This is a genomic window from Bacillus spizizenii TU-B-10 (assembly GCF_000227465.1).
Taxonomy (GTDB): domain Bacteria; phylum Bacillota; class Bacilli; order Bacillales; family Bacillaceae; genus Bacillus; species Bacillus spizizenii.
The window spans coordinates 2,006,361-2,020,656 of the sequence record NC_016047.1; the positions used below are offsets into that span (position 1 = coordinate 2,006,361).

The 14,296-nt window shown below is 40.0% G+C and carries 16 protein-coding genes and 2 pseudogenes; 14 read left to right on the forward strand and 4 right to left on the reverse strand.

The window, feature by feature from the left end; all coding sequences use genetic code 11:
• Positions 1-31 precede the first annotated feature (31 nt).
• Positions 32-256 carry a hypothetical protein gene (locus GYO_RS31810; protein WP_014113913.1) on the reverse strand — a complete coding sequence of 75 codons (225 nt, stop codon included), beginning with the start codon at positions 254-256 and terminating at the stop codon, positions 32-34.
• A 176-nt stretch (positions 257-432) separates the two neighbouring features.
• A pseudogene (locus tag GYO_RS44325) lies at positions 433-585 on the reverse strand (Sec-independent protein translocase family protein).
• Between the two features lie 336 nt (positions 586-921).
• Between GYO_RS44325 and GYO_RS31820 the strand changes: the two are divergent.
• Positions 922-1,320: a YndA family protein gene (locus GYO_RS31820; protein ID WP_041521167.1), complete on the forward strand. Its 399-nt coding sequence runs from the start codon at positions 922-924 to the stop codon at positions 1,318-1,320.
• Between the two features lie 61 nt (positions 1,321-1,381).
• Here the strand turns inward: GYO_RS31820 and GYO_RS31825 are convergent, their stop codons facing one another.
• On the reverse strand, positions 1,382-1,825 hold the full coding sequence (locus GYO_RS31825) for an SRPBCC family protein (RefSeq protein WP_014113916.1): 444 nt from the start codon (positions 1,823-1,825) through the stop codon (positions 1,382-1,384).
• 154 nt (positions 1,826-1,979) lie between these two features.
• On the opposite strand from GYO_RS31825, the gene GYO_RS31830 reads away from it, so the two are divergent.
• From GYO_RS31830 to pghL, 11 genes and pseudogenes are all read left to right on the forward strand, one after another.
• A complete protein-coding gene (locus GYO_RS31830) occupies positions 1,980-2,240 on the forward strand; it encodes a hypothetical protein (RefSeq protein WP_014113917.1) in 261 nt (86 codons plus the stop codon).
• A 21-nt stretch (positions 2,241-2,261) separates the two neighbouring features.
• Positions 2,262-2,450, forward strand: coding sequence for a hypothetical protein (locus tag GYO_RS31835; RefSeq protein ID WP_014113918.1), 189 nt, complete (start codon positions 2,262-2,264; stop codon positions 2,448-2,450).
• A 161-nt stretch (positions 2,451-2,611) separates the two neighbouring features.
• Positions 2,612-3,808, forward strand: a complete 1,197-nt coding sequence (gene chrA, locus GYO_RS31840; protein ID WP_014113919.1) for a chromate efflux transporter — start codon at positions 2,612-2,614, stop codon at positions 3,806-3,808.
• Positions 3,809-4,043: 235 nt separating this feature from the next.
• The gene (locus GYO_RS31845; RefSeq protein ID WP_080010080.1) at positions 4,044-5,609 is read left to right on the forward strand and encodes a spore germination protein; all 1,566 of its coding nucleotides are present in this window, start codon (positions 4,044-4,046) and stop codon (positions 5,607-5,609) included.
• A gap of 29 nt (positions 5,610-5,638) precedes the next feature.
• Positions 5,639-6,730, forward strand: coding sequence for a spore germination protein (locus tag GYO_RS31850; protein WP_014113921.1), 1,092 nt, complete (start codon positions 5,639-5,641; stop codon positions 6,728-6,730).
• A gap of 43 nt (positions 6,731-6,773) precedes the next feature.
• On the forward strand, positions 6,774-7,934 hold the full coding sequence (locus GYO_RS31855; RefSeq protein WP_238528876.1) for a Ger(x)C family spore germination protein: 1,161 nt from the start codon (positions 6,774-6,776) through the stop codon (positions 7,932-7,934).
• 154 nt (positions 7,935-8,088) lie between these two features.
• Positions 8,089-8,892: a hypothetical protein gene (locus tag GYO_RS31860; protein WP_014113923.1), complete on the forward strand. Its 804-nt coding sequence runs from the start codon at positions 8,089-8,091 to the stop codon at positions 8,890-8,892.
• Positions 8,893-8,896: 4 nt separating this feature from the next.
• Positions 8,897-9,514 (forward strand): DUF4166 domain-containing protein, encoded by a 618-nt coding sequence (locus tag GYO_RS31865; protein ID WP_014113924.1) that lies wholly within the window; start codon positions 8,897-8,899, stop codon positions 9,512-9,514.
• Positions 9,514-11,149, forward strand: a pseudogene (locus GYO_RS31870) (YndJ family protein). Before GYO_RS31865 ends, GYO_RS31870 begins: the two are co-directional and overlap by 1 nt.
• Positions 11,150-11,241: 92 nt before the next feature.
• Positions 11,242-11,556 (forward strand): membrane protein, encoded by a 315-nt coding sequence (locus tag GYO_RS31875; RefSeq protein WP_014113926.1) that lies wholly within the window; start codon positions 11,242-11,244, stop codon positions 11,554-11,556.
• Between the two features lie 234 nt (positions 11,557-11,790).
• On the forward strand, positions 11,791-12,549 hold the full coding sequence (gene pghL / locus GYO_RS31880) for a gamma-polyglutamate hydrolase PghL (protein ID WP_014113927.1): 759 nt from the start codon (positions 11,791-11,793) through the stop codon (positions 12,547-12,549).
• Between the two features lie 22 nt (positions 12,550-12,571).
• On the opposite strand, the gene GYO_RS31885 is transcribed toward pghL, so the two are convergent.
• A complete protein-coding gene (locus tag GYO_RS31885; RefSeq protein ID WP_014113928.1) occupies positions 12,572-13,024 on the reverse strand; it encodes a YndM family protein in 453 nt (150 codons plus the stop codon).
• Positions 13,025-13,220: 196 nt separating this feature from the next.
• Here GYO_RS31885 and fosM point away from each other — a divergent pair, with 196 nt between their 5' ends.
• A complete protein-coding gene (fosM, locus tag GYO_RS31890; RefSeq protein WP_014113930.1) occupies positions 13,221-13,643 on the forward strand; it encodes a FosM family fosfomycin resistance protein in 423 nt (140 codons plus the stop codon).
• A gap of 76 nt (positions 13,644-13,719) precedes the next feature.
• A complete protein-coding gene (locus GYO_RS31895; RefSeq protein ID WP_014113931.1) occupies positions 13,720-14,148 on the forward strand; it encodes a hypothetical protein in 429 nt (142 codons plus the stop codon).
• Positions 14,149-14,296 lie beyond the last annotated feature (148 nt).

Genomic DNA, 14,296 nt, shown 5'->3' on the forward strand with positions numbered 1-14,296 from the left:
AAAAGTGAAATCGAGGAGATGTTAATGGAGTTTAGTAATGTTTCTTATGCTTTTTATACTCTACAACATAATCATAGTCTTTTTTGTCGTGATCATAATATTTTTTATCATAGTCGTAATATTTTTTGTCATAATCACAGTCATAATATTTTTTATCATGGTGGTCATAGTATTTTTTATCATATTCGTAATACTTCTTATAATACGTTTTTTTGACCGTATAATACTCTTCTTTATATTTTTTGTAATAACCCATATTTACTCCTCCTTTATTATTGATACGCTTTATTATATGGCGAATTGATTGTGCGGCTTGGACAGTTACTATCATAGAAGAAAAAAAGGGCTGTCCAAATCATAGAAAAAGAGGCAGATGACACAGAAACAAATCAACATAAAAAGCCGATTTTTTATCGTCCCAAATCATTTATCTTATATTAGTTTGTCTTCTTTGTTTTCTGAATCACTTTTTCTTACATCCTGAGTCAGTCCGCTGGCCGCTTGTTTACATCTTGATAAGGCTTTTCTGGCAGCACGGCCAACAGGTCCAAATACGAAAAAAACCTACAAATAAATAACGAGTATTTTTGTGAAGCTTACTTCATGTTTTTTTCCTCCTGATTAAAGTACAACCTGCGAAACAAATGATAAGAGATGACGATTCAAATGGAAATGCGCTTATTTTGAACAAGAATTGATTCATAAAATGGCTGCAGCCGAATATAATGTCCAATGCCATTTGTAAAAAAAGCGGAGAGGTGATCTGGATCAATGTTGTTTACGCTGGCCAGTATCTATGGCTTTTGCGAACAAGGCACGGGGGTATAGGGATCATATCGGCCATAATGGGTGGCATATTAGATTCAAAGAAATGATAGTACTGTGACTTGCTATGATTGAAAGAGAGGAGAGATCTGGTTGATACGATTCAATAAGGTAATTGGATTCCTGTCTGTTTTAGGATTCACTGCGGTTTTACCATTAACAGCACAAGCAGAACAAGCGGGAACTGCTGGGGCTGGGGAGTGGGATAAGTTGGGGACTTACACATATACTTATTCAAGTCCGACGGTATATTCGAGCGGAGGAGATTTTAGAGTCTGCCTTTCAGGAAGCACTCCTTTTTCTGTCTCGCTGCACTTATATGAGGATGATGCCGGTGACAATCCTGATGATTATGTAGGGGCAAACTATTTTTCTCCCGGAGAATGCCACACTTTTAGCAGTATTGGAAAATTTGTAGATGGGAGCAATAACAAGGCCGAGTTCTTTGTTACCGATTACTCTGGTAAATCTAAAACAGTTACGTTTTATGATTGATGGACTCAAACTGTGAAGTATAACCTTTGAAAACAAAAGAGAGAGACACCTCTCTCTTTTTCTATTCTTCGACAGTCTTACGAAGCCGTTCATTTACAATGCTTGTCCAGCCTCCATCCATCTTATCGCGTATGATGGAGCTTTTCTCGTTTGCTTTGCCAATCATTTCATTTGGCTCCTTCCAGCCGCCGTGAATAAGGGTAAACCTCGTCTTTTCTCCTAAGTCTTCTAATTGAAAGGTAACGATCCATCCATCTGTATCCCATTCAAATGAAAGTTCAGTGGGAACTTGAACAGTCAAAACTTTACAAGGAGATGGCCCAAACGGTGATTGTAAGTGGAATTCTTGTCCTTCTTTCAGCTGAAAATCATTGGGCATAAACCACTTGGCAATGCCTTCTGAAGTGGAAACCGTTTCCCAGACTTTCTGAATAGGTGCCTCTAGGGTAATATTTTTCGTAATATCCGGTAATGTATTTTCGCGATTTTCACGATTTTGATCCATTTCGTTTACCTCTAACATATGATGTTTTTTTCAATTAAATCATATAATAACTAATAAGATCATGTCCATATCTTACATGATTTATGCTGCAGCCTGTTGTTGAACATTGTATCAGTCCCATCCAGTTTGATCTGTTAAAGGGGGGAGTTCCTGCGTGTACGAGAAAGAAAATACAGTGAGAGAGTGGAAAGTGTATCTTTTCGTCTTTTCATTCATGATTGTTTGTGCAGTTGCATTTGTTATTTTTGAACCGAAAATTTTGTTCAGCCAAATCGTTCTGCGCGGATTTGATGCCTTCATCAGTTTTGTTTTATTAACGAATGTGCTGTTTTTCTGGAGAAGGAGCAAACGTATAGCATATGTTTCAGGAGTTTTAGCCGTTATCAATCTCATTATGGTTATTTCTCTGGTTTAATCTAAAACAGGAGGTTTTTTTATGCTTGGAAAAATTAAAGCAGCCATTGATAATAGTCCGGGAAAGCCGGCTAGAATTGTAGTCAGTGAAAAAACGTTTCAGCAACTAGAAAAAGAGATGCGTTTTGTTTACGTTTCCAAACCGAAAACGATAATGGGAATACCTGTGGAAGTGTCAGATCAGGCAGAAAGCTTCAAGCTGGAATTTTAATCTATTCCGAACTGCAAAAAGGCTCATTTTGAGCCTTTTAATTATAATAAAGTTAAGATTCGTTATCATTTCAAACAAGCGCTTGCAAACATGTTTCAGTTTTTTATACTTAAGTGGAGTATTTCAGCTTTTTTAGAATGCTGAGAACATGGGAGGGAGCAATGCACAAACATAAGCGCAACAGCTTTAAAACTCTGATAGAAATTTTAATTGTTTCGACAAGACTCGGGTTTACATCATTCGGAGGTCCCATTGCTCATCTGGGCTACTTTTATGAAGAATATATTCGCAAAAGAAAATGGCTGGATGAAAAAAGCTATGCTGATTTGGTTGCTTTGTGCCAGTTCTTGCCCGGACCGGCGAGCAGCCAAGTTGGGATTGGGATTGGTGTTATGCGTGGCGGGTTACTCGGCGGTATCGTTTCATTTCTCGGCTTTACGCTGCCCTCTGTTTTGGCACTTATCATATTTGCCCTTTTGTTAAAAAGTACCGATATAGAGCAAGCCGGCTGGATTCATGGTTTAAAAATCGTGGCGGTTGCAGTTGTTGCACATGCTATAACAGGAATGGCTCAAAAACTGACGCCTGATGTTAAGCGAAAAACGATGGCTTTGTTTGCATTGGTTGTTTCACTTTTATGGCAAACCGCGTTTACCCAATCAGGTATTATAATCATCTCAGCAGCGATTGGTTTTCTGCTGTTTAAAGAGTCTATCGACAAAAAAGAATCAGCATTCCATTTTCCTATTTCTAAGACATTCGGAAAAGTGTGTCTTTCATTATTCTTCGGATTGCTTGTTCTTCTGCCTGTTCTGCGAGAAACTGCGGATTTGCGCTGGCTTTCTATGTTTGACAGTTTTTACAGGGCAGGTTCCTTGGTTTTTGGCGGGGGACATGTTGTATTGCCGTTATTGGAACAGGAATTTGTACCAACTGGAATGGTCAGCAAAGAAGCATTTTTAGCAGGATATGGTGCAGCACAAGCTGTGCCGGGACCGTTATTTACATTTGCCGCCTATCTTGGTGCAGTCATGGGCGGCTGGCAGGGCGGAATGTTAGCAGCTATTGCCATTTTCCTGCCTGCGTTTTTGCTGATTTTAGGTGCGTTGCCCTATTGGGATATTTTGCGGAGGAATCCCAACCTAAAGGGAGCTCTTGCAGGAGTGAATGCAGCGGTAGTCGGAATTTTAATTTCAGCTTTTTATTTTCCGATTTGGACAAGTGCGATTTTGAATCCGATTGATTTTGCGTTTGCGGCTGTATTGTTTAGTATGCTTGCTTATTGGAAGCTGCCTCCTTGGGTGATTGTAGTCACCGGTGTCATTGGCGGTTTTCTTCTGAACCTTCTTTATATTTGACTTCTTTAAAGCGTGATGAAGACGTTCATCATGCTTTTTTTATTGGGAAAAAAGACGAACATAAAAAATAGATATATGGGAAAAATAATCCTATTAGACAGAAGGGAATTGACAGATGGATAATATGATATCAACACTTACTGACTGGAATGTGTGGTTTCAAGCGTTAGTTGTATTTCTCGTTCCATATGCAATCTATAAAGTGTTTACTTGGATTCATATATAAGAGGGTGCAATTATGAGGTGGCGGAGTAATCAGTACAAAACACAGAAGCAGCATCAAGAATCAGATCATTCAAAAACTAAAAAGCAGGACAATGATGTGTTAACCGGTAACGTCGGATACGACATTGAGCAAGTAAAAAGAAAGATCGGACATAACGGAGACGTTCATTTCCGTGAACTTGAGATCACTCATTTACATGTGAAAGCGGCATTGATCTTTGTTGATGGACTGTCTGATCAGGATTTGATTAATAAAGGACTATCAGCGTTAGTCATGAATCAACCTCATCAGGTAAGTGATGAAATGTCTCAATCCGGCAAAGGCATTTTGACTTCGCAGTATATAAAGAATCAAATCGGATCAATCGGTGATGTCATAGAATCAGAGAAAATCAGTGATATCGTACTGAATGTTTTCATGGGTTCAACAGCGCTTCTTATCGACGGAATGCCGCAGGCCTTTCTTCTGGGAACAGTGAAAAAACAAAATCGAAGTATTGAGGAGCCGCTTTCAGAAGCGCTTGTCAGAGGGCCGCGCACGGGTTTTACAGAAGAGTTGAGTACGAATACAGCGCTTTTAAGACAGCAAGGAAAAAATGATCAATTAACATTGCAGAAATTTGAAGTAGGGACACGGCTAAAAAAAGATTTAATCATTGCTTATATGAATGACATTGCAGATCCAAAAGTGGTCGAGGAAGTAAAAAAAAGAGTAAGAGGGATTGAGATAGATCATCTGCCGGAATCAGGCTACGTTGAACAGCTAATTGAGGATAATTATTTGAGCCCATTCCCGCAAGTACAGAGTACAGAACGGCCTGACCGCGTCATAAGCGGATTAATGGAAGGAAGAGTAGCCATTCTTCTTGATGGCACTCCGTTTGCTTTGCTTGTTCCAGTCACTTTCAGCATGGTGCTTCAATCGCCTGAAGATTATTATGAGCGGTGGTTCCCAAGCTCGCTCATCAGATTGTTGAGGTTCATTGCGGCAATCATAACGTTATTTGCACCGGCTTTATATATATCATTTATTTCTTTTCATCCGGGGTTAATTCCGACCAAACTGGCAATTTCAATTTCCGGGACGCGTCAGGGTGTTCCGTTCCCATCCCTCATTGAAGCCTTATTTATGGAAATTGCGATCGAAATTTTACGGGAAGCGGGGCTTCGCCTGCCAAAACCCATCGGACCTGCGATAGGAATAGTTGGCGGATTAATCATCGGGGAAGCAGCTGTGCAGGCGGGGATTGTCAGTCCAATCATGGTCATTGTTGTTGCGCTCACAGCAATATCTTCATTTGCCATCCCGCATTACAGTACAGGCATAGCACTTCGGATGCTTCGGTTTGGCGCAATGTTTTGCGCGGCGGTGTTTGGATTATTTGGTGTCATTATGTATTATCTACTGCTAAGCAGCCATGTCGTAAAGCTAAAGAGTTTTGGTGTCCCATACGCAAGTCCGGCAGTGCCTTATCACTTGAAAGATTGGAAAGACTTCGTCATCAGAATGCCTCTTTTAGTCATGAAGCGCCGGCCTAAAATGATGAATACGGATAATACAAAACGGGTGAAGTGATGAACTCGACAGGATGGTGATTAAGTCTCGTGTTCAGCTCAACAAGTAAAATTACAACCGCTCAGGCAACGATTATCATCATTAATTATATGCTTGCTGCCGGAGTTCTTACGCTCCCCCGGACAGTAACAGAACAAACGAAATCTCCTGATGGATGGATTTCAGTTTTATTAGGCGGGATCATCGCCGTAATAGCTGGGATCATCATAGTTAAATTAAGCCAGCAGTATCCTAAGGAAACGTTTTATGAATATTCCAGACATATTGTAGGAAAATGGGCCGGCAGCTTGATCAGTATCGTTTTTATTGCTTATTTTTTGATACTAGGTGCATTCGAAGTCAGAGTCATGTCTGAAATCGTGGAGTTTTTTCTCCTTGAAGGGACACCGTCTTGGGCCATTATTATGACAGTTCTTTGGCTTGGGCTTTATTCGATTACACAAGGGCTTGATCCAATTGCCCGGCTTTTTGAAATGATCTTTCCGATTACGGTCATCATCTTTTTAACGATAGCCCTCATGAGTATAGGCATATTTGAGATCAACAATTTACGCCCTGTATTTGGAGATGGAATCATGCCGATTCTCAAAGGAGTGAAGACAACGACCCTTTCATTTACGTGTTCAGAAATTATGCTCATTTTAGTAGCGTTTATGAAGAAGCCGAAGCATGCAATGAAAGCGGTTGTGTTCGGGACAGGTGTTGTGACCTGTTTTTATATCATTACGCTGATTATGGTCATCGGTGCACTATCAGTTGATGGAGTTGTGACGAGAACATGGCCGGGACTTGACCTGATGAGAAGTTTTGAAATACCTGGTTTAATATTTGAACGGTTTGAATCATTTCTGCTTGTCATTTGGATTATGCAGCTTTTTGCCACGTTTATTATCACTTTTTATGCAGCTTCTTTAGGAGTTTCGCAAGTTTTTAAAAAGAAACCGCTTTCTTGTATGTTTGGGCTGCTTCCTGTTATTTATATCTTCTCTTGCATGCCGAAAAATGAAAATGACGTGTTTATTTTGGGCAATATGGTCAGTCATTTTGCTTTGTATATATTTGGCGCTTTGCCGATTTTGCTTTTAGTCATATCGAAATGGAGGAAAAGAGGTGAAACGTAACATAAAACATCCAGTGTCCGTTCTCGTCATAGTATGTCTGCTGATGGTTTGCGTAACAGGATGCTGGAGCAGCCGGGAAATAGAGGAGTTGGGTCTGACATTCGCTATTGCAATTGATAAAGGAAAAGAAACAAATACTGAAAAAGAGTTAAAAGAAGAGGGAGGGAGCTATCCGAAAAAAGACAACATTACGCTGACCTATCAATTTGTTAATGAAAAAGCGGCAGGTGCAGGTACAAGCGGTGGAGGCGGTGGCGGACAAGGGGCACAGAAAGCGTATATTAATATTAGTGAAACAGGGGATTCGTTACAGCAGATCGGAAGCGAGATTGCGTTAAGAAGGGACCGTGAAGTGTTTAGCCCGCATTTAAAAGTTATTGTCCTGAGTGAAGATGTGCTGGGTACATATCCTATCGACAAAATGCTGGATCAATTTTTTCGTGATAATGAAATCAGGCTGAGCTGTCTTGTTTTATCTGCAAAAGGGGAGGCGAGAGAAGCCCTCCAGCTGAAAGAGAGCGGTGAAATTCCGGCATTTCGGCTGATTGGATTAGGTGAAAATGAACATAAAGTTTCCAGAATTCTTCCCCCTGTGACACTCGCGAAACTAATCGGAAAACTGCATTCTGGCAGCAGTTTTTTACTGCAAAATGTAGTCTCGGTAAATGGAGCGATCAAGTATTCCGGAGCAGCGGTAATCAACGGGAAGTCTAAAAAAATGATCGGTAGTTTAAATGAATATGAAACGGAGGGGATTACATGGATTGCCGGGGAGGGAAAAGGCGGAGTTGTCAAAAGCTATGATAAAAAGAGCCAACAGGTGATTGCATACGATATCAATAATATTAAAAGCAAAATCAAGCCCATAGTAAAAGGAAGGGATATTTCATTCCATGTCGATATTGAAACAGAAGGGGATTTGGTTGAAAACTGGAACACAAAAGAGACGTTGGACACTCAGTTTTTAGAACGTATTGAAACAAATACTGAAAACGAAGTAAAGAAAATAGTCGGTAATGTATTAAAAAAAATCCAGCATGAATATAAAGCAGATGTTGCGGGTTTTGATGAATCTTTAAGACTTGAGCATCCGGACTTATGGAAAAAGGTGAAAAATAATTGGGGTGACACATTCAGTAAGGTTGCCATCACGTACAGCGTAAACGCCACAATTACTCATTATGGAACGGTTAAAACACAGTGATGAATCAAATAGATGCTTAAAAAGAAGAGAAGGCAAATACCTCTTCTTTTTTATGTGTTTTTAGGATTAGTATACTTTTTTTGGAGGTAATGGATTTTTTTGAATGGTCAATATGCTAATATAGAATTGCTTCAAATCGAAGGGAGGAGGGGCTGTGAGACAGAAACCGATTTATGTAGAAATCGAAATGAGATCTGATCTGGATAAGCTTTGGGAATATACACAAAACCCATCGCTGCATAAGGAATGGGACCTCCGGTTTTCAAATATCACGTATTTGCATAGGCAGCCATACCAAAAGCAGAAGTTTCTTTACGAAACAAGGATAGGCTTTGGATTAAAGGTATCGGGTACAGGAGAAACAGTCGGTGTTTTCGACAAATGTTCATCTGAAAGAGTTTCCTCACTGGCTTTTGGCTCTGACCATCCGTTATCTCTGATTCAGCATGGCAGCGGGTACTGGAAGTATATACAGCGAGACAACGGGAAAATGATGTTTTTAACACAGTACCAATACAAAACAGCCTACGGGCTGCCGGGAAGATGGATCGATCGTTTATTATTTCGGCCGCTTCTTGGCTGGGCGACTGCATGGAGCTTTGATGCATTAAGGCTTTGGATTGAGCAAAATAAACATCCGAAACACACAATTCGATCGGCTATCGTCTATGTGTTAATGTGTCTGTTTTTCAGTCTGTTTTGGTTTTATCAAGGCTTTACAGGTTTTGACACAAGGATTTTTGCAGGGGCAGCGGAGATAGGTATGGGTATTTTATGGCTGATTCCATTAAAGAGAAAATGGATCATTCATGCTGTACAGGCTTGTATCTTTGCTGGATTCGCTTTTCGAGGTTCCGAGATATTATGGATACTATTGAGTGTGTTTTCTGCGGCAAGTGGCGTTCTTAGTCAGCAGCTCCCCAGTGCCCGGCACACAAAACGAAAGAGAAAGAAGTGACATTGTGAGTTCGATTTATGAAAAAACGATCAAGAACTATCATTTACTGCATCCCAAGCTGCGAGAACGGTATCAATTAGACGAATCTCATGCATTCAGCGGGACAGGAACGATGTCAGAAATAAGCGGAGGCTCTTTTCTGGTCAGAATGCTGTTAAAGCTGGGTGTTTTTTTCAGGTGCTTTTTTTCAGAAAGAGGCAAAAACATCCCATTTACCATTCAAAATAGAACTTGTCTTTTGAATCGGGAACATACTGGGATAGAATGGAATCGTACATTTTTCTTTAAAGGCAAAAAACGTTTCTTTGACGCGATCATGGTATACGACGAAAAAGAAGATAGAATACTTGATTTCTTCGGCAAACCTCATCTTCTGCTGTCTGTTTTAGCGTTCGAGGCATCTCCTGACGGCTCTCTAACGATTACAACGGGAAAGCAATGGCTATTGATATGCGGAAAAAGAATACCGCTTCCAAAATGGCTGACCGGTACATCCGCTGTTTGCGAAACGTTTGATGAAAGAAAGAATTGCTTCACCATTCAAGTGCATGTCCAAAATACAATTCTCGGCACTCTTTTCTTTTATAAAGGAATGTTTCAGGAAGAAGAGAGAGAATCATGATAAAACGAAATGGCATGATCAGTTCGCTTTGCTTTATAGGATTTCTTGCAGCGGAAGCGCCTCATATATCAGTGGCAGAGGCACTTGTTTTGTTATCCATTCTTTTTTTCGTGCCGGGAATTTTTCTTTTTGTCTTTCAATCGCAACTTCGGGCTGCTCCATTTCTGGAATCTGTGTTAATCCAATGCTATCCGGCAGCCGCTTTCTTTGCGGTGCTGGCTCTTGTGACAGACATCGGTGGTTTCGCGCTGATCTGGTGGATGTACACAGTTTTTATGGCGCTGTATGCGATCCTTCGTCTTTGGGAAAAAAAGATACATAGAATCGAAGAGACATCAGTTCTGTTCGGGCTTATCTATTTGGCGGGAGGAGGTTTTTGGTTTTTTGCTTATGCTGCACATTTGCAGATAATGCAATTTGGCCCTCTCATCATTTTGCTGACTGCTGTCCACTTTCACTATTCAGCTTTTCTTATCCCGATCTTTAACGGCTTGCTCGGGAGAATCACCAGAAAAAATCGAATGTTGTACAGTTGGATAACATGGGTGATTTTGTTTTCGCCCCTTCTTATCGCGCTTGGCATCACATATTCAAAAACACTAGATGTCATTGCGGTTGGCATCTATATGGCGGCGCTTTATCTTCACGCATTTTTGGTGTTCACCACATCTTTTCGCAGCAAGACGGGAAAATTTCTTATTCGGTTCTCTTCTGCCGTTCTAATGATAACGATCTCTTTCTCGATGATTTATTCATTTGGTGTATTTCGGCAAGACGTTACACTGACCATTAATCAGATGATTTGGATTCACGGTTTTGTTAACGCGTTTTTTGTTATATTGCCCGCTCTCATAGGATGGAGAATAGAAGATCCGAAGCCTTTTGATGCAGACAGCGTAAAGACATTCAGCCGTATCTACGGAAAAAGAAGGATTGGAAAAGACTTTTTAGCTAACATTCAAGCTGAAAATAACGTTCAGTACAGAGGGCTCGTGGATGATATGGGAAGCCTTCGATCAAAAGATTTTTCACCTGAAAAACTGGCGCCGTTCATTCTTTCGTTTTATGAACAAACCATTGATTATGATGTAAAAGCAAAAGTGACGTGGAGCACGTGGTTTAGGCCGCTTGCAATGGTTTACGAAAGGTTCAGCAGAAGAACCGGCCAAATCCATTTGTCGACGAACCCTGACTGGTATAGGATGTACAGCACGATAAAGGGTGTTCATTCGAAAAAAGACGGAAGAAAAAAAGTGCGTGCCTGGATCAGAACAAATGAAAAAAACGAAACCATTTTTACCGCTCTATATTCAGTATATCGTTCGAATGGAGAAGGGTATATGAACATTTCTCTACCGCTTCCATTCAGCAGTATGACAGGCATTTTAAAGCCTTATCATCATCGTGAGAAGCTGGTTTTGACAAGCCGGCGGAGAAAAAGCGGAGCCGGGGATGAGGGGATTTATCTGCAAACAAGAGCGGGAACTTGTCCGCTGCCTTTATCTGAAACCTTTCTGATAGAAGCTATACATGACAACAAGTTAACTGCTGTTCATCACATGTGGCTGTTTGGAATAAAATTTCTAACTGTACATTACATCATTACATATTGTCCGTCCAAATGAAAGAACCTAATACATAGAAGAGGATTCATCGGCCAGCTGTTTAATGATTAGATCTGCTACATTCCAATTCTGCGCCGCATCTAGACGGGAAAGGAAGGATTAATGATGTTTTATATCAGTTGTTTTCTGATTCTTTGGCTGGCTGCGGGATTTACAGTGGGAATGAAACAAGTGTATGTCGATCAGCTGTTTGATAAAGACGTAACCGAAAGACTGGAAAAAGAAGCGGATGATCGTGGCCACGCTGACCGGATGATCAAACAGCGTGTCCTTTACATTGCAGCAGTGACATTAAGTGGGTTTATCGCTGTTTATTATGAAGTGAAAACAATCCCGCAAAGGCGAAAAATAAGAAAAATTGAAAAAAACATCATGAAACTGAATAAAGAAAATAAACGAAGAATGAAAAGAAAATAAAAATGCACAGGCCAAAGGGCAGGTGCGTTTTTTTTCTGTTTGATATGCGAATTGGGAAAAAGGTAGTTGGTGCCAACTTACTTTTCATAAATTCAGAAATGGGAAGAACAGCGCCCGGGCCAATGGTATATAATATTGTGAATTTAACAAAAATTTAACAAGGAGGACGAGAAATTCGTGCTAAAGCCTCAAAGAAACCGACATCCTGTTGATTTGGACTTAGAGGCGGAGTAGATGAAACCGGCCAAAGTATCCCTGCTCCGCCGTTTGCTCCATTCCTTGAAGCATGTTGATTGTAACATAGCCAAACGTTTTCCATCAACTCTTAAAATTGTAAAATTATTGTTTATTTTTATGGTGTTTACTCCGATTTCTTCAATATATGCTGAAGATGTATATCAGAATTTTGAGGAATTAAAAAACAATGAAGATCCTTCTGATTACGGCATTGTTACGAAAGAAACCGGCAGTCCTGTTCTTGTTTTAGCCATTCACGGAGGAGGTATTGAAGGCGGGACAAGTGAAATAGCGAGAGAGCTCAGCAAAGAGTACTCGATGTATTTATTTGAAGGCTTAAAATCGTCAGGAAACTCAGTGCTGCATATTACGAGCACGCATTTTGATGAGCCTCGGGCCCTGAAAATAACGGGAAGTCATGAATATGTCATTTCATTGCACGGATATGCAGAAGAAGATCAGCAGATCGAAGTCGGCGGTACAGATCGTGTAAGAGCGTCAGATTTAGTTGAAAAACTGCAAAATGCCGGTTTTCCTGCTGTATTGCTCGGTATGGACCATCCGCATGCAGGTGTAAGTCCGAATAACATTGCAAATAAATCAAAAACAGGTTTGAGTATCCAGTTAGAAATGAGCACAGGTTTTAGAAGATCTTTGTTCGGCGTTTTTTCTTTAAAAAGCAGATCTGTTACTCAAAATGAGAGGTTTTATGATTTCACAGAAGTGATGTCCCGTTTTATCAATAATAGCTACTGAAAAATAGGAGGCACTAAGCCTCCTATTCCTCATGCTTCTCATTCGTAACGTCAGGAAACAGCTCGTCTGCGGCTTCTGTTTGATACTGCAGTGTGTTATCCCTGGCTGACAGTTCATTTCGGAAGGTTTCATCCAGCACATTTTTTAGCAAATACCGATGAAAAAAGTATTCAAAAACAGTAAGACAGAGGGCGGAAAGTAGAGCAGCTGCAAACGGTGGGAAATCATTTCTTGTTTGGGTTAAAACAAAGACCCAAAGAATAACGAATGAAAGTCCAAAGTCAGCCAATGAAGCTGTAATATTGTTTGTTCGCGGAAGGACGAGCATGTCACCGGATAGATAGGAAACAAAACCTAGGAAAAGTGCAATAAACATTACACTTAAAAAGGGCGCGTGATAGACTCTGTCCAAAATCACATATAAAAGGGCGAGAGTGAAAGCAACCTTTGAAGCAAGAGCAATGATATGTTTCATTTGACCACCTAAATTGTTATTTTTGAAGAAAGCCCTTGGCTGTAAACAAATTATAAAAACATAAGTAATTCAATTCGACAATCATTATTTTAAACAATCCGATTTTGTTTACACTGGTATTTTTTGCTGACTGCATGAAACTTTTTTGGAAAAAAGTCGTACATATGGATGATCAGCTTTCAAGGGGGAATGATTTGTGAAGGTGAAAGGAATCAATCACTTATTATTTTCAGTTTCTCATCTGTATACATCGATTGATTTTTATCAAAAAGTGTTTGATGCCAAGCTTCTGGCAAAGGGAAAAACAACAGCATATTTTGATTTAAATGGCATTTGGCTTGCGCTTAATGAAGAACCTGACATTCCGAGAAATGACATTAAGGCGTCTTATACCCATATTGCATTTACTATTGAAGATCAAGAGTTTGAGGAAATGTCAGCAAAATTAAAAAGGCTTCATGTCAATATTCTGCCTGGCAGAGAACGAGATGAACGCGATCGAAAATCAATTTATTTTACCGACCCTGACGGCCACAAATTTGAATTTCATACCGGAACCCTTCAAGACAGGCTTCGTTATTATAAACAGGAAAAAACGCATATGGATTTTTATGATTGAAACGACCTCTTGATATTACACAGAACATATACATAAATCTCATGTAGGGTTAAAATGTGGTAAAGGAGGGGTGTAATTGAAAATAAAAATCTTAGGCTTAACAGCAGTTTTGATGTGTTTTTTTGGCATTGGCAGTACCCATGTGTCAGCTTTAGATTTTGATCACAAAACAGACTTTATTTTAAATGACAGCACAAAATCGTTTGTTCTGGAAAATATCAGTGATGTCCCGGCGATCGACTATATTTTAGGCTATCAGTTTACGATCTTGGGAGCCAATACTTGTTCAGTTGAGATTAAACTTCAGCGAATGGGGCTTACGGGAGAATATACCACACTGAGCACGAAGCAATTCAGCGGCAGCTGGTTTGATTTTAGTGCTCAGGATAAGGTTTCTATCGATCCATTTCACCGATACCGTATATTAGCAGAAGAACACTCAGAAAACTGCACGAGTGTTCGGGTAAAGGGCAGTTATGGTATACAATATTTTCATTTTGATTGAAGCTCACGTTGATCAAGAGAAGTGAGCTGTTTTTTTAGAAAATGTTGAACCAACTATACTATGTACTAAATTTTCATTAAAATTCAATTGCTGCCGTTGCTCCTTACATAAACATGAAGCCGCGTCATTCCACGACCTAAGAAAATGA